General features: G+C 54.2%; 16 protein-coding genes. 13 read left to right on the top strand and 3 right to left on the bottom strand.

The window, feature by feature from the left end; translation table 11 throughout:
• Positions 1 to 20 precede the first annotated feature (20 nt).
• From ACIGCM_RS22125 to ACIGCM_RS22155, 7 genes are all read left to right on the top strand, one after another.
• On the top strand, positions 21 to 1,220 hold the full coding sequence (locus ACIGCM_RS22125; RefSeq protein WP_397504220.1) for an acetyl-CoA C-acyltransferase: 1,200 nt from the start codon (positions 21 to 23) through the stop codon (positions 1,218 to 1,220).
• Entirely contained in the window at positions 1,221 to 2,348 is a 1,128-nt protein-coding gene (locus ACIGCM_RS22130) for an acyl-CoA dehydrogenase family protein (protein ID WP_397504221.1), read from the top strand.
• 138 nt (positions 2,349 to 2,486) lie between these two features.
• Positions 2,487 to 4,157, top strand: coding sequence for an AMP-binding protein (locus ACIGCM_RS22135; RefSeq protein WP_397504222.1), 1,671 nt, complete (start codon positions 2,487 to 2,489; stop codon positions 4,155 to 4,157).
• A 321-nt stretch (positions 4,158 to 4,478) separates the two neighbouring features.
• A complete protein-coding gene (locus tag ACIGCM_RS22140; RefSeq protein ID WP_397504223.1) occupies positions 4,479 to 5,657 on the top strand; it encodes a gluconokinase, GntK/IdnK-type in 1,179 nt (392 codons plus the stop codon).
• Between the two features lie 63 nt (positions 5,658 to 5,720).
• Positions 5,721 to 6,998 (top strand): TRAP transporter large permease, encoded by a 1,278-nt coding sequence (locus ACIGCM_RS22145; RefSeq protein WP_397504224.1) that lies wholly within the window; start codon positions 5,721 to 5,723, stop codon positions 6,996 to 6,998.
• Between the two features lie 101 nt (positions 6,999 to 7,099).
• Positions 7,100 to 8,113: a TRAP transporter substrate-binding protein gene (locus ACIGCM_RS22150; protein ID WP_397504225.1), complete on the top strand. Its 1,014-nt coding sequence runs from the start codon at positions 7,100 to 7,102 to the stop codon at positions 8,111 to 8,113.
• A 123-nt stretch (positions 8,114 to 8,236) separates the two neighbouring features.
• Positions 8,237 to 9,256, top strand: a complete 1,020-nt coding sequence (locus tag ACIGCM_RS22155; protein WP_397504226.1) for a LacI family DNA-binding transcriptional regulator — start codon at positions 8,237 to 8,239, stop codon at positions 9,254 to 9,256.
• A gap of 69 nt (positions 9,257 to 9,325) precedes the next feature.
• On the opposite strand, the gene ACIGCM_RS22160 is transcribed toward ACIGCM_RS22155, so the two are convergent.
• On the bottom strand, positions 9,326 to 10,267 hold the full coding sequence (locus ACIGCM_RS22160) for a LysR family transcriptional regulator (protein ID WP_397504227.1): 942 nt from the start codon (positions 10,265 to 10,267) through the stop codon (positions 9,326 to 9,328).
• A gap of 154 nt (positions 10,268 to 10,421) precedes the next feature.
• Here ACIGCM_RS22160 and ACIGCM_RS22165 point away from each other — a divergent pair, with 154 nt between their 5' ends.
• From ACIGCM_RS22165 to ACIGCM_RS22175, 3 genes are all read left to right on the top strand, one after another.
• Positions 10,422 to 11,651, top strand: coding sequence for an acyl-CoA dehydrogenase (locus ACIGCM_RS22165; RefSeq protein ID WP_397504228.1), 1,230 nt, complete (start codon positions 10,422 to 10,424; stop codon positions 11,649 to 11,651).
• A gap of 335 nt (positions 11,652 to 11,986) precedes the next feature.
• On the top strand, positions 11,987 to 12,214 hold the full coding sequence (locus tag ACIGCM_RS22170) for a CopG family transcriptional regulator (RefSeq protein ID WP_397504229.1): 228 nt from the start codon (positions 11,987 to 11,989) through the stop codon (positions 12,212 to 12,214).
• Positions 12,215 to 13,308: 1,094 nt separating this feature from the next.
• A complete protein-coding gene (locus ACIGCM_RS22175) occupies positions 13,309 to 14,277 on the top strand; it encodes a hypothetical protein (protein WP_397504230.1) in 969 nt (322 codons plus the stop codon).
• 163 nt (positions 14,278 to 14,440) lie between these two features.
• Here ACIGCM_RS22175 and ACIGCM_RS22180 read toward each other — a convergent pair whose 3' ends face one another.
• Together ACIGCM_RS22180 and xthA are read right to left on the bottom strand one after the other, a co-directional pair.
• The gene (locus ACIGCM_RS22180) at positions 14,441 to 15,832 is read right to left on the bottom strand and encodes a substrate-binding domain-containing protein (RefSeq protein WP_397504231.1); all 1,392 of its coding nucleotides are present in this window, start codon (positions 15,830 to 15,832) and stop codon (positions 14,441 to 14,443) included.
• A 163-nt stretch (positions 15,833 to 15,995) separates the two neighbouring features.
• Positions 15,996 to 16,808, bottom strand: coding sequence for an exodeoxyribonuclease III (gene xthA / locus ACIGCM_RS22185; RefSeq protein ID WP_397504232.1), 813 nt, complete (start codon positions 16,806 to 16,808; stop codon positions 15,996 to 15,998).
• 144 nt (positions 16,809 to 16,952) lie between these two features.
• On the opposite strand from xthA, the gene ACIGCM_RS22190 reads away from it, so the two are divergent.
• The 3 genes from ACIGCM_RS22190 to ACIGCM_RS22200 all read left to right on the top strand — a co-directional run bounded on the left by ACIGCM_RS22190 (position 16,953) and on the right by ACIGCM_RS22200 (position 23,136).
• Positions 16,953 to 17,594 carry a GNAT family N-acetyltransferase gene (locus ACIGCM_RS22190; protein ID WP_397504233.1) on the top strand — a complete coding sequence of 214 codons (642 nt, stop codon included), beginning with the start codon at positions 16,953 to 16,955 and terminating at the stop codon, positions 17,592 to 17,594.
• A 134-nt stretch (positions 17,595 to 17,728) separates the two neighbouring features.
• Positions 17,729 to 19,468 (top strand): autotransporter assembly complex family protein, encoded by a 1,740-nt coding sequence (locus tag ACIGCM_RS22195; protein ID WP_397504234.1) that lies wholly within the window; start codon positions 17,729 to 17,731, stop codon positions 19,466 to 19,468.
• A complete protein-coding gene (locus ACIGCM_RS22200) occupies positions 19,465 to 23,136 on the top strand; it encodes a translocation/assembly module TamB domain-containing protein (RefSeq protein WP_397504235.1) in 3,672 nt (1,223 codons plus the stop codon). The genes ACIGCM_RS22195 and ACIGCM_RS22200 overlap by 4 nt, the downstream gene beginning before the upstream one ends.
• Positions 23,137 to 23,359 lie beyond the last annotated feature (223 nt).

Here is a 23,359-nt window from a genome sequence, read left to right on the forward strand (position 1 = left end):
GGCATTTGGAGGTTACGAAGATGAACAATCAATCTGATCCGGTCGTCATTGTCAGTGCAGCGCGCACGCCAATGGGCGGCTTTATGGGTGATTTAAGTGGCACCCGTTGCACTGAGCTTGGCGCCGTGGCTATTGGGGCCGCAGTCAGGCGAGCGCAGTTGGCCGATGATGGCATTGATGAAGTGATCATGGGCTGCGTGCTGCAAGCGGGGCAAGGTCAGGCCCCGGCTCGTCAAGCGGCATTGGCGGCTGGCTTGGATCAAGCTACGGTTTGCTCGACATTGAACAAGATGTGTGGCTCGGGAATGAAGTCGGTGATGCTGGCTCATGACCTGATACTCGCAGGCAGCGCTGATGTTGTGGTCGCTGGCGGCATGGAAAGCATGTCCAACGCGCCTTATCTGCTGGATAAAGCCCGGGCCGGTTATCGTATGGGCCATGGCCGGGTCCTCGATCATATGTTTCTTGACGGTCTTGAAGACGCCTATGACAAGGGCCGGTTAATGGGGACTTTCGCTGAGGACTGCGCGCAGAGTTATGGCTTTAGCCGTGAGCAACAAGATGATTATGCGATTACCTCTTTAAAGCGCGCTCAGGACGCCATGGCTAAAGGGCATTTTGAAGCAGAAATCGCAGCCGTTGAGGTTAAGTCAAAGCGCGAAACCCTGAACCTGACCCAAGACGAGCAGCCGCCTAAAGCCAAGCTGGAGAAAATACCAACGCTAAAACCTGCGTTTCGTGAGGGCGGCACCGTCACGGCGGCCAATGCCAGTTCCATCTCTGATGGCGCTGCGGCCCTGGTGCTGATGCGTCGCTCGCAAGCGCAAGCGCGTGGGCTCAAGCCGTTGGCTACCTTGGTTGGGCATAGCTCCCATGCGCAGGCGCCGGGTTTATTTGCCACAGCCCCGGTTGGAGCTATCAAGGGCTTGATGGCGCGGACCGGTTGGGAGCTTGATCAGGTCGATCTGTTTGAGATCAATGAAGCATTTGCCGTGGTGCCGATGGCCGCCATGCGTGATCTGGGTATAGCCCACGACAAAGTAAATATTCATGGGGGGGCCTGTGCTTTGGGGCATCCCATTGGTGCATCCGGGGCGCGAGTCATCGTCACTTTGCTTTACGCCTTGCAGCAACACGGCCTGAGTCGAGGCGTGGCGTCGGTCTGTATTGGTGGCGGTGAGGCGACTGCTGTTGCCATCGAACTGGACGGGAGTCGATAAATGATACCCAGCGATGAAGCGCTGCAAATTCGTGATGTGGCACGCCAGTTTGCTCAGGAGCGATTGAAGCCCTTTGCCGCCGAGTGGGATAGCCAACACCGTTTTCCCGCTGAGGCCATACGGGAGATGGCTGAGCTTGGCTTTCTCGGCATGCTGGTACCCGAGCAATGGGGTGGTGCCGATACCGGCCACCTTGCGTATGCCATGGCACTTGAAGAAATAGCAGCCGGTGATGGTGCCTGCTCGACCATCATGAGCGTGCATAACTCGGTCGGTTGCATGCCGATCCTGAAATACGGCACCGATGCGCAAAAGCGCAACTACCTGCAACCTTTGGCTCAAGGTGAAATGCTTGGTGCATTTGCCCTTACTGAACCACAAGCCGGTTCAGACGCCAGTTTCTTGCGCACTAAGGCCAAGCGTGATGGCGATGATTATGTGATCAACGGCAGCAAGCAATTTATCACCTCGGGCAGCCATGCGGGCGTGGTGATTGTTTTTGCTGTCACAGATGCGAGTTTGGGTAAGCGCGGCATTTCGGCGTTTATCGTGCCGACCGATACGCCCGGTTTGAGTGTCAGCCGGGTTGAAGAAAAGCTCGGTCAGCACGCGTCCGACACTTGTCAGCTGCAATTTGACGATATGCGCATCCCGGCTAGCTTGCGTTTGGGTGAGGAGGGCGAAGGCTACAAAATCGCCCTGAGTAACCTTGAAGGCGGGCGTATTGGTATTGCCTCCCAAGCCGTCGGCATGGCCCGGGCAGCATTTGAAGCGGCGCGAGACTACGCCCATGAGCGCGAAACCTTCGGCAAGCCAATCATCGAACACCAGGCCGTGGCATTCCGGCTAGCAGACATGGCCACGGAAATTGCAGTGGCCCGGCAAATGGTCATGCATGCAGCAGCGTTACGCCAGGCTGGACTGCCGTGCCTGACCGAAGCCTCAATGGCCAAGCTGTTTGCTTCAGAAATGGCTGAAAGAGTCTGCTCGGCGGCCATTCAAACCTTTGGCGGCTACGGTTACCTGAAAGACTTCCCGGTTGAGCGCATCTACCGCGATGTGCGGGTTTGTCAGATCTACGAAGGCACCAGCGATGTACAGCGTATGGTCATCGCACGGGGTTTTTGAGTTAACGATAAGTAGGGGGTGACGCGTTTACACCCACCATTAGGGTCGTAAATATTCGGGGTATTTGCGTGAGCCTCGGTGGGCAAGCTTCGCTTTGCCACAGCTTACAAGCCATTAACAACTATAAAAAGGTATCCAATGACTGCGCCGAGCTATACCCAAGGACCTCAAGACAAAGCACTGCTGACCATGACCGTTGGCGATGCATTCGATAACACCGTGGCGCGTTTCGCTGAGCGCGATGCTCTGATCGTGGTGCATCAGCAGGTGCGTTATAGCTGGGCGCAGTTGGCGGATGAGGTCAATCGTACGGCCCGGGCGTTTATGGCGCTGGGGATTAAAACCGGTGACCGGATTGGCGTTTGGGCACCTAACTGTGCGCAGTGGTGTATCAGCCAGTTTGCCAGTGCCAAGATCGGCGCAGTGTTGGTCAATATCAATCCGGCGTATCGCAGTAACGAGCTCGAGTATGCGCTCAAACATTCGGGCTGTAGTTGGCTGGTTTGCGCAGAAGCCTTCAAGACGTCTGACTATCAAGCCATTCTGGTTGGCTTATTGCCAGAACTGGCAAGCAGCACTCGCGGCCAGCTTGCAAGCGCACGCTTACCTGATTTACGCGGGGTTATTTCGCTAGCGGATCAAGCACCTGCAGGGTTTTTGCACTGGCGTGAGTTGGCCGAACTTGCCCAGGCCGTAACGGAGGAGGAGTTGGTCGCGCTCCAGGCAGAGTTGCACGCGGATCAGGCGATCAATATTCAGTACACCTCAGGCACGACCGGGGCACCCAAGGGTGCAACCTTGAGCCATTACAACATCCTCAATAATGGCTACATGGTTGGCGAAAGCCTGGGCCTTACCGAGCTTGACCGGCTTGTGATCCCCGTGCCGCTGTACCACTGCTTTGGCATGGTCATGGGGAATCTGGGGTGCGTGACCCACGGTACGACGATGATTTATCCATCTGCAGGTTTTGAGCCTGAGGCTGCTCTGCAAGCGGTCGCTCAAGAACAGGCGACTGCACTGTATGGCGTGCCAACCATGTTCATTGCCGAGCTTGATCATCCGAGCCTCAAGGAATTTGACCTCAGTTCCCTGCGCACCGGGATCATGGCCGGTTCGACCTGCCCAATTGAAGTGATGCGTCGGGTAATCAAAGAGATGCACATGAGTGAGGTGCAGATTGCCTATGGCATGACAGAGACGAGTCCGGTGTCGCTGCAGACTGCTGCGGATGATGATCTTGAGGTGCGGGTTACCAGTGTGGGGCGTACCCAGCAGCACCTGGAAAGCAAAATCGTCGATGAGCAGGGCCAGATTGTTTCCCGCGGGGTAACGGGGGAGCTGTGCACGCGGGGTTATAGCGTCATGCTCGGTTATTGGGATAACCCGCAAGCCAGTGCTGATGCGCTAGACCCGGAAGGCTGGATGCACACTGGAGACTTAGCTGCGATGGACGAAAACGGCTACGTGCGCATTGTTGGGCGTAATAAAGACATGATTATTCGCGGCGGTGAGAACATCTATCCGCGAGAGATTGAGGAGTTTCTGTTCACCCATGCAGCTGTCGCCGACGTACAAGTGATAGGCGTACCTGACAACAAATACGGCGAAGAGGTGGCGGTATGGGTCAAGCTGCATCCGGGGACTGAATGTGATGAAGACCAGTTGCGAGCGTTCTGTATAGCCCATATCGCTCACTTCAAAGTGCCACGTTACTACAGGTTTGTTGATGAGTTTCCAATGACCGTGACCGGCAAGATTCAGAAGTTTCGCATGCGTGAGGTGACGATCTTAGAGCTGGGGTTATAGACCAACGGTGTATGGGTTCTGCGCTGGCGAGAGTGTTCAAGAAGGGAGCTGGTTTGCGTTAAAGTCATTTCCTAGAAATGGCTTTAACTTTATTAATTCTAATCTAAACAATGCTTTACCTGATTTATATAATGTTATTTATCATGCTTAGTCCCCATCTATACGCACGCCTGTATCCGACTGGATTCCCAGCAACCGAATCATGTCCCCGCACGATGCGATCCAGTCAGACTGAAGATTTTTACTTGCTTGATAAATTTGGTAGCGCTAACATCGGTTAAAACAAAACAGTGCTGCTGTGACGGCGCGTCGGAGACATGAATGAAAACCAGCCTTCCTGCCCAAGGCACCGAATCAGCTATGCGTGCACTCGTGGTTATGGGTGTTAGCGGTTCAGGTAAAAGTGATATCAGCCGTGCCGTGGCTGACGCACTTGGCTTGCAACACATTGAAGCCGATTTATTTCACCCTCAGGAAAATGTTCAGCGCATGAGCGCCGGTATTCCACTTAGTGATGAGAATCGCCGGGTGTGGCTGGATGCGCTGATTACTGAAATGCAGTCCGTACAAGGGGCTGGAAAGGGCTTTGTCTTGGCCTGTTCGGCGCTGAAAAATAGCTACCGCGAGCAATTAAGGGCGGCAATCAGCGATTTGTACTTTGCGCATCTGGATATTGATCACGCCACCGCGCTTGAGCGCGTGGGGGCTCGGCCAGGGCATTTTATGCCGACTTCATTGGTCGATAGCCAATTCGCCACCCTTGAATCCCCAGCAGCTGAAGCCCGTGTCCTGACTGTGGATGCCAGCCAAAGCCGCGAAGTCGTGGTGTCTGAGATTGTCAGTTGGGCGCAAGTCAATGCGCCGGAGCAGGTGTTGCTTGCTTCAGCGGTTGATCAAAGCGCTGATTTTGATAGCGCTAACAACTTTAAAGTTGACGATGCGACTCAAACTGACGCCGAGCAAGAGGGCGCACGTTTAACCGGTGAGCCGATCTATACCGGCGGTGTTGCCCAGATGTTCGACAAAGTGACAGACATGATGATGGCGGCGCTAATGGCCTTTATGGTCATCGTGGTGTTCAGCAATGTCGTGCTGCGTTATGCCTTTGGCACTGGCTGGGCGGGTGCCGAAGAACTTTCAAGGCTGGCTTTTGTTTGGTTGGTCTTCGTGGGTGTGGCGTCGAGCATGCGCCGTGGTGAGCTGATGAGTTTCACCCTGATTCGAGATCGCTTCCCACAGATGACACGCAAAGTAGTCGACTCATTGAGCTGGCTACTGGTCGCTGCCGCCAGTGCACTTTCAGTCAAAGGGGCATGGGAGCAGATGCAGTATGGCTGGAGCAACAGCAGTCCCGTGGTGGGTTATCCCCTAGCGGTAGCCATGCTTCCAGTGTTGGCGAGCATGGCTGTGCTGGTGCTATTGGCGTTTGTGCAGTTGGTCAACGTCTGGCGCAGAAGCCAGCAACTGGCCAATGCAACAGCCAATGTGACAATCGATTAAGCGGGTCTTCGAGCCTTAATTCAGCCATAAGAACAATGGGCAACGCCCACCGAGGACACGCACATGACGGTTGCTGTATTCCTTTCTTCACTGCTTGGTTTCATGGCATTTGGTATGCCAATCGCCTTTGCGCTGATGCTCACGGGCGCAGTGTTAATGTGGTATCTGGATTTTTGGGACGTGCAACTGCTGGCGCAAAACCTGCTGGCAGGTGCCGATAGCTTTCCGCTGTTGGCGGTCCCATTTTTTATCTTGGCTGGCGAGCTGATGAATTCGGGCGGCATTTCGCGGCGAATCATCACCATGGCGCAAGCATTTGTCGGCCATAAGCGTGGTGGTTTGGGTTTTGTGGCGATCGCTGCGGCCGTACTGCTGGCCAGTATGTCTGGCTCCGCGCTTGCAGATACCGCCGCACTGGCGACACTGTTGCTGCCGATGATGCGTCAACGTGGCTATCCGTTGCATTCATCTGCTGGCCTGGTCGCGGCCGGGGGCATTATTGCGCCAATCATCCCACCTTCAATGCCATTTGTTATCTACGGCGTAGTGACTAACACATCGATCAGCCAATTGTTTATGGCCGGTTTGGTGCCTGGCTTGATTATGGGCGCTGGCTTGATTTTCGCCTGGACCTTGATCGCTCGCGGTTTTACCGAGCCTTCGCCGCCTAAAGCCAGTAAAGAAGTGCGCCGGGCGGCGTTGATTGATGGCGCCTCGGCGCTGATGCTGCCGGTGATTATTGTCGGCGGTCTGCGCTTTGGTATTTTCACGCCCACTGAGGCGGCCGTGGTTGCTGCAACCTACGCGTTGGCCGTGTCGACCCTGCTTTATCGCGAACTTGATTGGAAAACCCTAATCGAAGCCATGACCCGCGCCAGTCGCACCACTGCCTCGGTGATGTTCTTGTGCGCCGCTGCAACGGTGTCCGCTTACATGGTCACTTTAGCCCAGTTGCCCGCCGAACTGGCCTCTATGTTGGGTCCATTGGCCGATCATCCGCGCTTGCTGGTCGCGGCAATCATGCTGCTGATGATTGCAATCGGTATGGTGCTAGACCTCACGCCAACCATTTTGATTCTAGCCCCGGTATTGGCCCCGATTGCTGCCAAGGCGGGGGTTGATCCGGTGTACTTCGGGGTGATGTTCGTACTGATCGGCTCCATCGGCCTGATCACGCCTCCCGTTGGCACTGTGCTCAACGTGGTGGGCGGCATTGGCAAGCTGCGAATGGAAATTCTGGTACGGGGTGTCATGCCGTTCTTCCTGATCTACCTGGCAATTGTACTGCTGCTGATCGCGTTTCCGGCGATTGTCACAGTCCCCCTTGCATGGCTGCGCTGATCGTGGCGGCCATGTTGCCTGCGCGCTTGGCTAAAGGCGCGCAGCACACTGCTTTTATTACTGTTGGTCCGACTCATTCAACAACAAAAAAGGTGCAATCCATGAGACGTACACTGATCGCTGGCCTGACCGCCGCCGTCCTGCTTAGCCCACTGGCGACCTTTGCTGCCCATGCAGACGATATTCGCCCACGTATGATCCGTTTTGGTTATGGCCTCAACGAAGACAGTAACCAAGGCCGTGCCGCCAAGCTGCTCTCGGAAGAGGTCGCCAAAGCCTCGGGCGGCAAGCTCAAAGTCCGCACCTTTGGTGCTGCCAGCCTTGGCCCGGATGATCAAATGCAGAACGCGCTGATCGGCGGCGCACAGGAAATGATGGTCGGCTCGACTGCAACACTGGTTGGCATCACCAAGGAAATGGCCGTGTGGGATACGCCGTTTCTGTTCAACAGTGCCGAGCAAGCTGACAAAGTACTGGATGGCCCAGTTGGCCGCGAAATAATGGACAAGCTGGAAGAGAAGGGCTTGGTGGGTCTGGTCTATTGGGAGAATGGCTTCCGCAATATGACCAACAACGTGCGCCCCATTGAGAAGATGGAAGATTTTGATGGCATCAAGCTGCGCGTAATGCCAAACCCAGTGTTCCTTGAAACCTTCAAGTTGATGGGTGCAAACGCAGTACCGCTGCCATTCTCGGAGCTGTTTACCGCCCTGGAAACCAAAGCGGTCGATGGTCAGGAAAACCCGTTCAACACCATTCTGTCTTCAAAATTCTTTGAAGTGCAGAAGTACTTGACCGTCACCAACCATGTCTACAGCCCATGGATTGTCACTGCGTCCAAGCGTTGGTGGGATGGCCTATCCAAAACCGAACAAGACATCATCATGCAAGCGGCTGTCAAAGCCCGTGATTTTGAGCGTAAAGACACCCGTGAGGAAGCAGCCAAGGCCTTGGCTAAGCTGAAAGAGAACGGCATGCAGATCAACGAAATCAGTCCTGCTGAAGTCCAGCGTATGCGTGACAAAGCGCAGCCAGCGATCAAGCAAGTGGCCGATACTGTTGGCCAGCAGCTGTTTGACCAAGTACAGGCTGAAGTTAAAAAAGCCGACCAATAAGCCCGCGGCATTAATTGCCAACCGTTGCATGCTGAATTAAAGGCTGTGCAGCGGTTGGCACCGATGTCTTGCTAATATTGCTGACCGATTTAACTGCTATTTCCCGAAAATGAGTTTACCGCTATGAGTCAACGTCGTCGCCGCACAGCGGAGCGCGTCACTTTGAATGATGTAGCCAAGGCTGCCGGTTGTTCGTTGATGTCGGCATCGCGGGCACTCTCGCAACCTGAACGGGTTTCCGACAGTTTGCGTGAGCAAGTCATGCAGGCCGTGAAAAAGCTCGGTTACGTGCCACATTCAGCGGCGCGGGCGTTGGCCAGCTCCCGTTCAAACCTGGTGGCAGCGATTCTTCCATCATTATCCAACTCAGTATTCGTCGACACCGCTGAAGCGATTCAACGGGTGCTGATGCCTGCGGGTTTCGAGATGATGATTGGTGTCAGTCACTACAGTGACAACGAGGATGAACGGCTGTTGCGTTCCTTCTTGGCCCATCAGCCAGCAGGTTTACTCTTGACCGGTTTTGAGCGTAGCGATATCGCCCGGGAGGTACTGGCTAATTATCGCGGGCCGATTGTAACCATGATGGAGCTGAGTGAATCAGCAGAGGATTATTGTGTGGGGTTTTCCCAGTTCGAGGCAGGCGCGGCAATGACCCGTGCACTGATTGAACGTGGTTACCAGCACATCGCCTTTGCCGCCGCGCAGCTTGACCCACGTACCCTGCAGCGTGCCGAAGGTTATCGGCATGCTATGCGTGAGACGGGCCGTTATAACCCGTCTCTGGAAATGCTGACGCCAGAAGTGTCATCGATTGGCTTGGGTGCCAACTTGCTTGATCGCTTGCTGGAACAGCATCCGCAAACCGATGCCGTGTTTTTCAATAACGATGACTTGGCCTTCGGTGCCTTGTTCCGTGCGCGGCAACTTGAGCTTGCGGTACCGCAGCGTCTTGCCATCGCCGGTTTCAACGATTTACCTGCTGCGGCTTGGGTGCATCCGGCATTAACCACAGTACGTACAACACGCGGCAAAGTGGGCGAACTGGCGGCTGATATGCTCCTGAGCCTGATGCGCGGTGAGCAACCGAAACAGGCCAGGATCGATGTGGGCTATGAAATTGTGATGCGCGACAGCGCCTAAGCGCTGCGCTCTAGCAGGAAGGGCAAGACCAAGCGCGCCCATCCTGGTTCGGCGAAACCGACGCGCACGTCATTCACCTTGCACGTCGGCTTGTTCAGCTTTCTTTTCACGCTGAATCACTTGTTGGCAAATCTCGATAATCTGCTCACGCATCCAACGGTTAGCCGGGTCTTGATCAGTGCTTTCATGCCAGTAAAGGTGCGTCTCCAGTGTGGGCATTTCTTTAACCGGCAAATGCATGTAGTGCAGGTCATTACTGCGTGCGAAGCGTTCTGGCACCGTCATCGCCATATCGGTGTTGTGCAATACCGTATTGGCCATCAGGTAATGTTGAGAGCGCAGAGCGATCTTGCGTTGAATCCCCATTTTACCCAACGCCAGATCGATGTAGCCCAAACCACTGCGGCGGCTGGAAATGTGGATATGGCTGAGTGAAAGGTATTCATCAAGGCTGATTTTGTCTTTAGCCAGCGCATGGGTTTTACGCACGGCGCAGACGTAGCGGTCCTCAAGCAGCTTGACGTGACGCACTTGTGGGTCAGTGTTAAGCGGCGCATCCACGGCAAAATCGAGTCGACCAGCTGCCAACTCCTTGGTGGTCTCGCGGCGGCGCGCCAACATGCTTTCGATACAGACCTTTGGAGCCATGCGGCGCAGACGCTGGAACAGTGTAGGCAAAATCATCGCTTCACTGAGGTCGGTCATGCTGATGCGATAAGTCTTATTGGCCTGAGCCGGGTTAAACGTGCGGCTTTCTTGAACCGATATCCGCAGTTGCTGCAGCGCATTGCGCACCGGGCCAATGATGTTTTGCGACATCGGTGTGGGCACCATGCCTTGCGCCGTTCGCACAAACAGCGGGTCGTTAAACGTTTCACGCAGGCGTGCCAAGGCGTTAGACACCGCCGGCTGGGTGATGCCGACAATTTGCCCGGCACGCGTCAGGTTAGCCTCGGTGTAGATTGCATCGAAGACGACAAAGAGGTTCAGATCGACCTTGTTGAGATTCATTCCGTAATTGCTCCGAGGTGTGCCAGCATCAGTGAATCATATATCGGTGATGAATGTTTATACACGGTGAAAATAGCTTAGGTAAATTTTCATCTGTGATCTAGCATAATTTTCAGTCAATTAATTTACCGCCCAATGTCAAAAGGTAGCGCCCATGGATTTCGCTTATTCGCCCAAAGTTCAGGACCTGCGTGAGCGCGTCACAGCGTTTATGGAAGCCAATGTGTATCCCGCTGAAGCTGTGTTTGAACAGCAAGTCAGTGAGGGTGATCGCTGGCAGCCGACAGCAATTATGGAAACGCTCAAAGCCAAGGCTAAGGCAGAAGGACTGTGGAACTTGTTCTTGCCAGACTCGGAACTGGGAGCGGGGCTTACCAATGCTGAATACGCACCTTTGGCAGAGATAATGGGCAGCTCGCTGATTGGTCCGGAGCCATTTAACTGCGCCGCGCCAGATACCGGCAATATGGAAGTACTTGTGCGCTACGCCAATGAAGCGCAGAAGAAGCAGTGGCTTGAGCCCTTGCTCAGCGGGGAGATTCGTTCCGCTTTTGCCATGACCGAGCCGCAGGTGGCCTCATCCGATGCCACCAACATGCAAGCAACAGCTGTGCGCGAAGGTGATGAGTGGGTGATCAATGGCCGCAAATGGTGGACCTCTGGCGCCTGTGATCCACGTTGCAAGATCCTGGTGTTTATGGGGCTGACTAACCCTGATGGCCCGCGCCACCAACAGCACTCAATGATTTTGGTGCCGATGGACACTCCGGGTGTCAAAGTCATTCGCCCATTGCCTGTGTTCGGCTATGACGACGCGCCGCACGGTCACGCAGAAATGGTTTTTGAAAACGTGCGTGTGCCCTATGAAAATGTATTGTTGGGCGAGGGTCGTGGTTTTGAAATCGCACAGGGTCGCCTTGGCCCAGGCCGGATTCACCACTGCATGCGCTCGATCGGTATGGCCGAACGTGCCCTTAAGCTGATGTGCGAGCGCTCGATCGAGCGCTCTGCATTTGGCAAGCCGTTGGCGCGTCTGGGGGGCAACGTTGACCTGATTGCTGACTCGCGCATGGAAATCAACATGGCACGCCTGCTGACACTGAATGCCGCCTACATGATGGATACCGTCGGCAACAAGGTGGCGCGCAGTGAGATCGCTCAGATCAAAGTAGTCGCGCCCAATGTTGCGCTTAAAGTCATTGATCGTGCGATCCAAATGCACGGTGGTGGCGGTGTATCAAATGACTTTCCGCTGGCTTATTGGTACGCAATGCAACGCACCCTGCGTTTGGCTGACGGCCCTGATGAGGTTCACCGTGCTGCCATTGGCAAGTTCGAGATCGGCAAATACATCTCCCGCGAAGCGATGAACGCCAGTCGATAACCAGAGCCGCTTAATAAGTAGCTACACACGCAAAACGCCCAATACAGTGTATTGGGCGTTTTGCTATGCGTGGCCCTACTGGCTGGGTGATAGGGCCAATCAGGCGCAGAAGCCTGATGGTGTGCCAATCAAGCACAACCCCAAACGTTCGGCGGCTGGTGGATAAAGGAGGGCGGTCGAGCAATTGGTTAAGTCAAAAAGAGTCACTGTCTAATTGGGGAACGAACAGAATTCTGAAAAAATCGTACGCTATGCATTCGACCTGTACCTCCTCGAGTGCGGTTGGACAGACTTGTGATAAACGTGAATACACGTATCACATAGGAGCCTTAGACATGGCCACTTCCATTCGCTTGGAACCAGAAACCGAGCGGCGATTAAATTTCTTAGCGACCAGCACAGGCCGTACCAAGGCGTATTATCTGCGCGAAATCATCGATCATGGCCTGACTGACCTTGAGGATTACTACCTCGCAGCTGAGGTCTTGGAGCGCGTCCGTAAAAATACAGAGGTCGTTCACTCTGTTGCGGACGTAAGGCAAGACCTTGGCCTGGACGATTGATTACACCGACACGGCCAAAACACAGTTGCGTAAGCTCGACAAGCCGTCAGCGAAACGAATTCTTGATTTTATGGATGAGCGGGTGGCCAGTAGGGATGATCCCCGAGCTACTGGCAAGGCAACCGTCGAGACGTTTACCGCTGAAACCAGCGTAACCCGCTGTCACCCTGCTCGCGGGAAGCCTCGAGGTTTAGAGCGCTGACGCCGTAGGCGTCCTAATGCGGTGTTGTATTGCCACAAAACATTAATCGGCGCGCCGCCGCAGCTTGAAGCGAAGTAGGACGGCGACCACAGGACGCCTCTTCGCTTGATCCACGGATGGAAATCTCCGAACCACTGCCGAGGCGTCAGAAAATACCGGCCTCAGCCTATCCTGACGCCTGATTAAGGTTTGCCCATACCATACGCTTTAGAAAGAAATTGTTGATGAAGTTCGCGAACTGGCTCGCGTAGCCTCACCTTTGGTAATTGGCCCAGGTCACAAGGTCAGCAACACGGGTATCGAACTCAGATCCATTGCTATCAATATTTCCTGAACCCGTAGACCACGATGTAAGGCTCTGGACATACACTGAGGGAAGGGGCCACAGACGGACCGAAGTGCTTGAACAGAACCTAATACGCTTGCTCAAGCGCCTTATATGAATCGGCGACTAACAGCAGTCGCGCTTTTAAATGTGAAGGGTTCTCTTTTCAAGCCTATTAAGTGAAAGGTGCTTACTTCAAATGAGTGGGCACACCAGCGCGTTGTAAATACACACAACCTTTTTCTCTCTTGCACCATGCAAACTGCACGGCTTTGCTCGACAGGGTCGTGCATGATGCAAGATATTTCTCCCTCGATATTGATCGTAAGTATATGATTAATATGATGTTTTATATTCGTTAGGTGGTGGCATGCACCTTGCTCTATTGAAGTATGAGCGGGACGCTTGTCTGTGCATTTAAAGGGTTTAGATGCACAACTGGTTAAACATGGATGTGATGGCCTGAATCAAGTTTTGTGCCCCTAAGTGCACTGATTCACCGCCAGCAAGTGTCATTGCCAGTGTCCCGTTTACTGCATCCTTGCACGCTGCCTAAGAGAGAATATGATGAAAACAACAATTGAGCAGAACCCATTATACGATTCAGTCAGAACGGAGTTAGATGCTCCGCAATTTTCTGTCAGCGCAGTTTCATGGGGCGCTATTTTCGCAGGTGCAGCCGGGGCAGCGGCGTTATCGCTAATATTATTGATACTGGGCACGGGCCTGGGTTTCTCGTCGGTTTCGCCGTGGGCCAACGATGGCGTTAGCGCCACGACCTTCGGTATTTCGACCATTGTCTGGGTCACCTTCACCCAACTATTGGCTGCGGGTATGGGCGGATATCTGGCGGGTCGGCTAAGAGCCAAATGGATTGATGTACATACTGATGAGGTCTACTTCCGCGATACTGCCCACGGATTTCTGGCGTGGTGTGTCGCCACCCTGGCCACTGCCGTGCTCTTGAGTTCAGTGGCCGGTGCGATTGTCAGTGGCGGCGCCAAAGTTGGTGCCTCGGTGGCTGGAGGCGTTGCATCTTCTGCCGTAATGGCGGGTGCCGGTGCTGCTGCGGCTAACGCTGATTCGACCTCAGGCGAGAGCAGCAATGGCCTTATGCGCTACGCACTTGATGGTCTGTTCCGCCCTAACATGAATGCCAATACCGCGATGCAGGGCAGTGCACAGAGTACGTTGAACCCTGCGCAAAACACGGCCGTGCCGATGGCTGAAGTGACCCGTATCTTTATGAACGCCATACGGACCGGGGATTTGCCCGCTGAAGATGTTCAGTATGTGGGTCAAGTCGTCGCTCAGCATACCGGGCTTACTCAGGAAGAAGCGCAGCAGCGTGTGACTGAGACATTCACCCGGGTCAAAACCACCCTAAGCGAAGCTGAGACGGCAGCTCGCAAGACTGCCGATGATGCCCGTAAAGCATCTGCTTATGCCGCGATCTGGTTGTTTATCTCACTCTTGATAGGCGCTTTCATCGCGAGCTTTGCCGCCACCTTCGGTGGTCGTCAACGTGACCTTTGATCACAACAACAATTGAGTTAAGGAGACTGATATGCGCTCGATACTATTGTTTTTTCTAGGCGTGCCGATCCCGATAATCATTTTGCTGGCTATTTTCGTATTCTAGCCAACGCCAACCTAAGAGGCGCTTGATCATCAAGCGCCTTTTTTCATGGTCTTGCAGCTAGTAAACCCAGACCTCAACCCGGCGATTTTTGATTCGGCCTTCATCGTCATTTGCGGCGACTGGGAGACGATCGCCCAAACCAATAATCTCCTTGAAAATTACGCCCTGCTTGGCCAGTTCTCGGCGAACGGCCATGGCGCGAAGTTTTGATAGCAACTCGGCCCGCGCTGGGTCTGATTTAGGGTCACCGAAGCCGATCAGCACCACGTTTTGATGCAGCTTGTCGTGGTCGGTTAAGTAGTCCAGCACCCGATCTAAATCGCGCAAGGCCTTGTTATCGAGCTCGGCACTGCCTTCGGCGAAGCGAAAGTTAACAGACAGCCGCTGGGCATTGTTGGCCAGCTTTTGGTAGGTAGCCGGCATTTGTGCGGTTGGGGTGATTTTGACTGCACTGACGGTCTGCGAAATAAAGCCATTTTGCGCAACGATGGCCTGGCCTTGTGGGCTATGAGCGAAGTTAACCAAGGCTTTTACCCACGGGTTGCTTGGCGCTGGCGAGTTATAGAGAAATAACCGCCGAGAGAGTGGGTAATCTTCAGTTGCAATGGCTGTTCGTGTTGGCAACATCGGTTGCGAGTCACCGCTGGCAATGGCCAGGGCTTTGGCCTGGCGGATTGAAGGCAGGCCGGTAAAGCCGATGCCTTGTGGATCAGCGCTTACGGTGTCAGAGAGCTTGTCATTGGATTCAAAGCGCATGGCAGTCGGGGCCAGAGATTTGCCGTTGGCGCTGAGCACCAATTCTTTAAAGGTGTCGTAGGTACCTGAGTTGTCATCGCGGGCATATAAATGAATTTCACCTGACTCGCCGCCCAGTTGCGCCCAGTTATCGATTTCGCCCGAGAACACTTGGGCCAGTTGATCGGTGCGCAGTGAATTGATTGGGTTGCTTGGGTGCAAAATGATAGCCAGTCCGTCAATGGCAATGACTTGTTCGGCATCTCGACTTTTCATATCACCCAAGCTGCTGAGGCTGGCGATTTCTGCAGCTTTGATTGGCCTCGAGGCCGCAGCAATATCTGCGCTGCCATCTTGCAGGCCAACAAAGCCGGTGCTCGAACCATGGGCAGCAACATTAATGCTTACCTTCTGGCCTTTAGCCGAAGTCGCGCTGATGGTCTGCTCGTTTTCTACCTTGCTGGGTTGGCTGTTGATTGCACTATAACCCTGAGCCTCAAGCATGCCTTTAACCAGCGCTGGCCCAAGCTTGGCACCGATGGTGTTCGAACCTTGAATGCGCACAAGCGTGCTGTTTGATAGATTGCCGCTGGCTACAGGTTGCTGCGTTGCAAATACCGACCAGGGTAGGGCGTAGCAAATAAAACCGAGCAGAATAAGGGTGGAGGCACGGCTCCACGTATGAGATTCAGTATCGAGCAAAGCGCGCGACATGCGGCAAACACCTTGTATGGGTGAGAAGTGCCGCGAAGATAAGACAATATTATGACGAAGATATGACGTGGCGAGTGGGTCGCTGGAATTCTTGCAGGGTTGCCAACCCGGCAGGATATTTTCGCGCGGCAGATGAGTGTTATATCAGCCGCACGATTCAGGTTTACTCAAGCTCTAGCCAGATAGGCGCATGATCCGAGGGTTTTTCCATGCCGCGCAGTGCGTAATCAATGCCGGTGGCTTTGATTCTGTCTTGTAGTGGCGCGCTGGCTAAAATGACATCGATGCGCAGGCCACGCTTGGGTTCGTCTTCAAAGCCACGGCTGCGGTAGTCAAACCAGCTGAACTGATCATCGACGCTCGGGTTTTGCAGGCGGAAGCTGTCGACCAGGCCCCAGCTTTTAAGGGTGGCGAGCCATTCGCGCTCTTCAGGGAGGAAGCTGCATTTTCCGGTTTTCAGCCAGCGTTTGCGGTTCACTTCACCGATGCCAATGTCGCAGTCTTCCGGCGAGATATTAATATCACCCATCACCACCAGCGCTTGATTTGGCTGGAACTGAGTGGTGAGCAGTTGTTGTAAGTCAGCGTAAAAACGTTGCTTGGCCGGGAATTTTGTTGGGTGGTCACGGCTTTCTCCCTGCGGGAAGTAACCATTCATAACGGTCACAGGGTTGCCATTTTTATCGGCAAAGGTGCCATAGATAAAACGCCGCTGGGCGTCAATCTCGTCGCCGGGAAAACCCTTATGCAATTCGAGCGGCTCTTCACGCGAGAGCAGGGCTACACCGTAGTGCCCCTTTTGTCCGTGATAATGGACGTGGTAGCCCAGTGCACGAATATCAGCCTCTGGGAATTGCTCGTCAGACACTTTGGTTTCTTGCAAACCAATGACGTCTGGCTGATGCTTTTCAATCAAAGCCGCCAATTGGTGCGGGCGGGCGCGCAGGCCGTTGATGTTGAAGGAGACAATCTTCATGGCGGCAGATCCTGAATTCTTTATCGGTGAGGAGACAGATGCTAGCCGATTGCGACCTGTGGCGGCCAGCCATCTAGCAGCCTTGGTTTAGCGGTGCTAGGGTGGGGGTAGGCCCTTTACGGAAAATACGAGAGGTCTTCACCGATGCCAAATAGCCCTGCTGAAGTTCGAATGCTCGACTCTGGTTATTCCCATGAGGCGCGTTCACTGCTCTACCATGCCTACCGGCACGATCCCACGTTCGCTTATCTATTTGAAGCTGAGCGCCCTGGTTTTGATCAGCGCGTGCGCGCCACTGTGCGTGAGCTTGTGCAGCAGCACTTCAGTGAGGACCAACCGGCAATCGGGTTGCTGATTGAAGACAGGCTGATCGGCATCGCTCTGATCGCGCCTCCGCAGCGTAGGCTGGATATCACCGAAAGCTGGGCATGGCGCATGCGCATGTTATTAACCACAGGTTTTCGCTGCACCAAGCGCTATCTCGAATACCATGGCTCATTGATGACCATCGTGCCAGCGGGTGCTTATCACGTATTGCCATTGATCGGCATTCACCCTGAGTTCCAAGGCCAGCACCGGGGTGAACAGTTGCTTGGGGCATTGCATAACTGGTGCGCTGATGACCCTAACTCACAAGGGATTGTGGTCGATACTGGCAACCCGCATTACCTTAACTTTTACCAGCGCCAGGGGTATGAAGAAATTGGCCAGATTGCAGTCGGCCCTGTCATTGAGCATGTGTTTCTACACCTCAATCCGCAGCACTTGCACAAGGCCAGCGCCTGAACATGACGCCCAGCACTAACGCTCCGGTTGAGCCTTGAGAGCACTGAGCAGTGGCACCCTGATGCCTGCTCTTGAAATCTTTAGCCGTACTAAGGGCTCTAGGCTTGGACCCGCGACGTGCTAGCATCGCATCTATGACAGTGGTGAAAAAGCTTTGCGCCGGAGTGGCGCTCATAATGTTCTGCGCCAATCTGTTGGCTGAATCGCGTTTAAGCGTTTCTGTCAAACCGGCGAATAAAGAACTCAAGGCCAACGTGGAAGGCTATATCGGTTCACTCGGTGAACGGAATGCCGATGCATTGCAACGTTTTAAAATTGTGGCCCAAGCCCAAGCTGAGAAAGCGGCCCAAGCACTTGGTTACTATCAAGCGCAGATCACCACAGAGGTGGTTGCATCAACCCCGCCGCAGCTGAAGGTTACTATCATCCCTGGTGAGCCTGTGCACCTGCGCGATGTTGTGGTTCGTGTCGATGGGCCAGCAGCGCAACTGAGCCAATTTAAATTGCCCAAGGCGTCACGCCTCAAGACGGGTGACGTACTTAATCACGGAGCCTACGAAGCGACTAAACGCTTCATCCTCAGCCAAGGCTCCCGCTACGGCTTTTTCGCGGGTAAGTTCACCAGCCAGCAGCTTGAAATTGACCCGCGCGCGGGTATTGCCGACATTTCTCTCATTTATGACAGTGGCCCACGTTATGCCTTCGGCGATGTTGTGTTCTCAGGGGATTACGACCTTGATAATGAACTCCTTCAACGCATGGTGCCGTTCGAGACGAATGCTCCCTATAACTCAGACAAAATTGCAGCGCTTTACCAGGCGCTGCGCTCAAGTGACTACTTTGACAACGTGCAAGTGGATGCCAATCCGTCTCAGGCGGTTGGCGAGACTATCCCGGTATCTGTTCAGCTCGCAGCGCGTAAGCCCCGGAGTATGGGGTTGGGTCTGGGTTTCTCAACTGACGTAGGCCCACGAGGCCGTGCTAACTGGACCCGCCACTATGCCAACCCGCAGGGGCACAGTTATGGCGCAGAAATGGAGTTGTCCGCACCTCGGCAAAACGTCAGCTTGTTTTATGATGTGCCGCTCGACCCACCCTTAACTGACAAGTTTCGCTTTGCCGGGGGCTATCAATACGAAGACCTGCCAGACACCGACACCTTGAGCAAGCTGATCACTGTTGGCCCTGAATGGCATAGTCAGCTTGATAGTGGCTGGCAGCGAGTGATTTCACTGAAGTGGCAGCGCGAAGAGTACGAATTGGGTGATGACTCAGGCTTGAGCACCTTATTGTTGCCAGGTGTTAGCTATGCCTATTTGCAGAGTGACAGCCAGATTGACCCCAGTCAGGGTTATCGTCTGCAGTTCGACCTTTCTGCGGGTAAAGAAGGCTTAGGTTCCGACTCCGACGTGGTGCACTCCAATGCATTAGCCAAGGGCCTTTATACCGTGGCCAAGAGACACCGATTTCTTGCACGGGCGCAGGTGGGGGGCACTGAGTCGAACGGTTTCAGCAATGTGCCACCCTCGCTGCGCTTTTTCGCGGGCGGTGACCAAAGCGTGCGCGGCTATGATTACGACAGTTTGTCACCGGAAAACTCCGATGGTGACAAAATTGGCGGGCGCTATCTGGTCGCTGGTTCAGTCGAGTATCAATACAGCGTCGCCGAAAAATGGCGGGTTGCAACCTTCTTCGACCAAGGTAACTCGTTCAACGATTTGGAGTTTCCGTCGCTCAAAAAGTCATTTGGTTTTGGGGTGCGCTGGATCTCACCACTGGGCCCGTTGCGTTTGGACTTAGCTCAGCCGATCAATCCCGGCAAAGATGATGATGACGGCATCCATATTCACTTCTCGATGGGGCCGGAGCTTTGAGCCGCCTGTTGAAGCGCAGTCTTTTGGCTGTCCTGGCTGTGTTTTTACTCATGCTTGTGGCTGTTGTCTGCCTGTTGGGGACGCAGGCGGGAAGTCGCTGGTTATTAGGTCAAGTGCCTGGGCTACAAGTTGAGAACTACACCGGCCGTTTAGCGGGGCACTGGCAGGCCGATTCACTGCATTGGCAACAAGACTCCACTGTTGTTGAGGTCAATCATCCCGAATTTGAGTGGTCGCCAGATTGTTTGCTGCGCATGACGCTGTGTATTGACCAACTCAAGGCGCAAGCCATCACGCTGCAATTACCTGCAAGTACAGATGAGCCGAGTAGCGGGCCGATAACCTTACCCGAATTGAAATTGCCTGTGGCTGTTGAGCTGGGCGAGATTAAGGTCGGGAGCCTGCAACTTAATGGTGTTGAACAATTGCAGGGGTTACAGCTGGTTGCACACTGGACCAGTGAAGGCCTGAAAATCGATAAGCTGGACTTGCAACGTGAGGATTTAAGCCTTGCCTTGACCGGCCTGCTGCAACCAAGCGGTGACTGGCCACTTACGGTTAACGGGGATGTAAATCTGCCTTCACCGGATGCAGGTCCATGGAAACTGGCCGTTAACATCACTGGCGACCTGCAAAAGACCCTCAAAATAGAGGCGCAAAGCAGCGGCTATTTACCGGGGCACTTGAGTGGTGAATTACAAGCCCTGGCAGATAATTTACCCGCTAAGGTGCAGCTCACTGCCGATGGCTTCAAAGGCAGCGCAGAGTTGCCAGAGACACTGCGATTGAACAAGGTTTTACTCAACGCAGAGGGTGATCTCAAGCAAGGTTATAAAATCAAGGGTAATGCACAACTGCCGGGTGATGGCGGTGATGTAGCCCTGCTGCTACAGGGGGTGGTTACGGGCGAGGGCGCGGATATCTCGCAGCTGCAACTGCGCGCCGATGAGCAACGCAAGCTAGACCTTAACGCCAAGATGAGTTGGAGCGATGGCTTCAGCGTCGACGCCACATTCGACTGGCAAGATTTCCCATGGCTGATGCTCTATCCATTGGAAACGCCACCTCCAGTGAGTGTTAAAACCCTCAAAGGCGATATCAGCTTTGCTGATGGCAACTACTTGGGAAATATCGACGCCAACCTGCTTGGGCCTGCGGGCGCATTTAGTGTGACGACCCCTGTGAGTGGGGACCTCACTCAAGTGCACTTGCCAGACTTACACGTCGTGGCCGGGCAAGGTAAGGCTGAGGGGCGGGTACAAGTCGGTTTTGCTGACGGCATCAGTTGGGATACGCAACTGCAACTCATCGACATCGACCCTGCATATTGGGTGGCGGAAATGCCGGGTAAACTGGCTGGCCCCTTGGTCAGCAAAGGCCAATTGAAGAATGAAGCGCTCAGCCTGAATGCTGCGCTGGACATTAACGGCAAGCTGCGCGGCCAAACGGCACAGGTTAAAGTTGATGCCACTGGTGCTGGTCAGGCATGGAACCTAAGCGCGCTGAATATCAAACTGGGCGATAACAGCATTACCGGTAATGCTGTGCTTAATAAAGCCTTGGCCGGCCAAGTACGTTTGAATTTACCGCGCTTAGGTCAGCTCTGGCCGGGGCTGCAAGGTCAGGTTAACGGTCAGGTCGATTTGGCAGGAAGCCTTAACGCGCCGCAGGGTAAGCTGACATTGAAAGGCGAACAAATCGCCTACACAGATCAGCGAGTTTCTAGCCTGAACCTCGATGCAACCTTAAACAGTGCGCAGCAGGCTGATTTAAAACTGGTTGCGCAAGGTATTGCCCTTGGCGAGACCCAACTCGGGCGTTTAGAGGCCGCGGCGCAAGGCAATCAGCAGCGACAAAGCCTCAGGCTCGACCTAAAAGGCCCGCTGCTTGAAACTTCTACGGCCTTGCACGGGGTATTAAACGACAAAGGAGTTTGGCGCGGCAGCCTTGATCGCGGTCAGATCAAAAGTGGCGGGCAGGATTGGAATTTACAGCAGGCGGCTGCTTTAGAACGTCTGGCCAATGGACAGATAACGCTGGGTAAACATTGCTGGCGTTCCGGTAGCGCATCTTTATGCGGTGAGGATCAACGTCTACTACCCAACCCGCGAATTCGCTACCAGCTTAAAGGTTTCCCGCTGGACAGTTTGGCCAAGTGGTATCCGGATGACTTTAGATGGAAGGGACAACTGGATGCGGCGATTAAGCTCGATATACCAAGCGCTGGGCCGAGCGGCCAGATCACTGTAGATGCCGGGCGTGGTTCATGGCAGGTGCGTAACGCCGGCCAGTGGAATGACTTTAGCTATGACAGCCTGCGTTTGACCAGTGATCTGAAACCAACCCAGATCACCAGTAATCTCCAGCTTAGCGGCCCTAAAATTGGTCAGCTCAATGTTCAGGCCAAGCTCGATCCGCGCCCGGGTAAGCGGCCAATATCAGGTACTTTCAACTTGCAAGGCGTCGATATTTCGATCGCCAGACCCTTCGTGCCCATGGTTGACACCTTAGCCGGGCGCATCAGTGGCAGCGGCACATTATCGGGCACTCTTCTGGCTCCGTTGGTTAACGGCCGTGTGCAGCTGAGTGATGCTGAAATCTCCGGCGGCCAGTTACCGACCAACTTCGAAGGCTTGCAATTGCTGGTCTTGATCAATGGCCAAAGCCTGCAATTAACTGGCGATTGGCGCAGTGGCGAGAAGGGCGCAGGGCAGTTGAAGGGCAATCTGGCCTGGGGAGATGGTCTTGCAGGGCAAGTGAACATCAGCGCCAAGCAGTTGCCGGTTAATGTCGAGCCTTACGCCGCGCTGGAAGTAGAGCCCGATATAACAATCGTCGTTGCCAATGAGCAGATGTCAGTACGTGGCAAGGTATTGGTGCCACGCGGCAGTATTGAGGTGCGTGAACTGCCGCCTTCTACCGTGCAGGTATCGAGCGATGCGCGAATTGTCGGCAGCCAAGCGGTAGACAAGCAGCCCGTGGCAATTGCTATGGATGTTGATGTGATTGTCGGTGACGATTTGCTCAAGTTCAGTGGCTTTGGTCTTAAGGCTGAAATTGCCGGCAGGGTTCACATAGGTAATGACTTGGATACCCGCGGTGTGCTGGACCTCAATAACGGTAAATTCGCCGCCTATGGGCAGAAACTCACCATCCGCCGTGCGCGCTTGCTCTTTGCTGGGCCGATTGATCAGCCTTACCTGGATGTTGAGGCCATTCGGACTGTCGACGATGTGGTGGCGGGCCTGCGCCTTACCGGCATTGCCACTGAACCTCACAGTGAAGTTTTCTCCGAACCGGCGATGAGTCAGAACCAAGCCTTGAGCTATCTGGTACTAGGGCGACCAATTGGAGACAGTGAAGACAATAATCTAATCGGTCAGGCCGTTGTCGCAATGAGCCTCAAGCGCGGAACGCCCTTTGCAGGCAACGTTGCACAAACCTTGGGGATTCAAGACTTCCAGCTAGACAGTGAAGGCAGTGGCAACAGCACCAGCGTGGTTGCCAGCGGCAAGCTGTCTGAGCGCCTTAGTTTGCGTTATGGCGTCGGGGTATTTGAGCCAGTCAATACCGTGGCCTTGCGCTATGAGTTGACCAAGCGCCTGTACCTAGAAGCCGCCAGTGGTTTAGCCAGTTCGTTGGATATTTTCTTTAAGCGTGATTTCTGATTGTTTGTTCAGAGGAAAAACTCTTGAAAATCAACGCTCCATTCTTAAAAGAGGCGTGGTAGCATCCAAAGCCATCAAGGTGCTGTAGCACTTTGACACAACTGGGTTGCTGCAACGCTGGTCGGCTTTACGTGACCCGTAACCTCGATCAGTTGTCAGCATAGACAGTGGCGCTTATCAGCGGCATGTCCTGACGAATCAGCGCTGGTAACAGCTGGCGCTG

The organism is Pseudomonas sp. NPDC078700, from assembly GCF_044542375.1.
Classification (GTDB): Bacteria; Pseudomonadota; Gammaproteobacteria; order Pseudomonadales; family Pseudomonadaceae; genus Aquipseudomonas.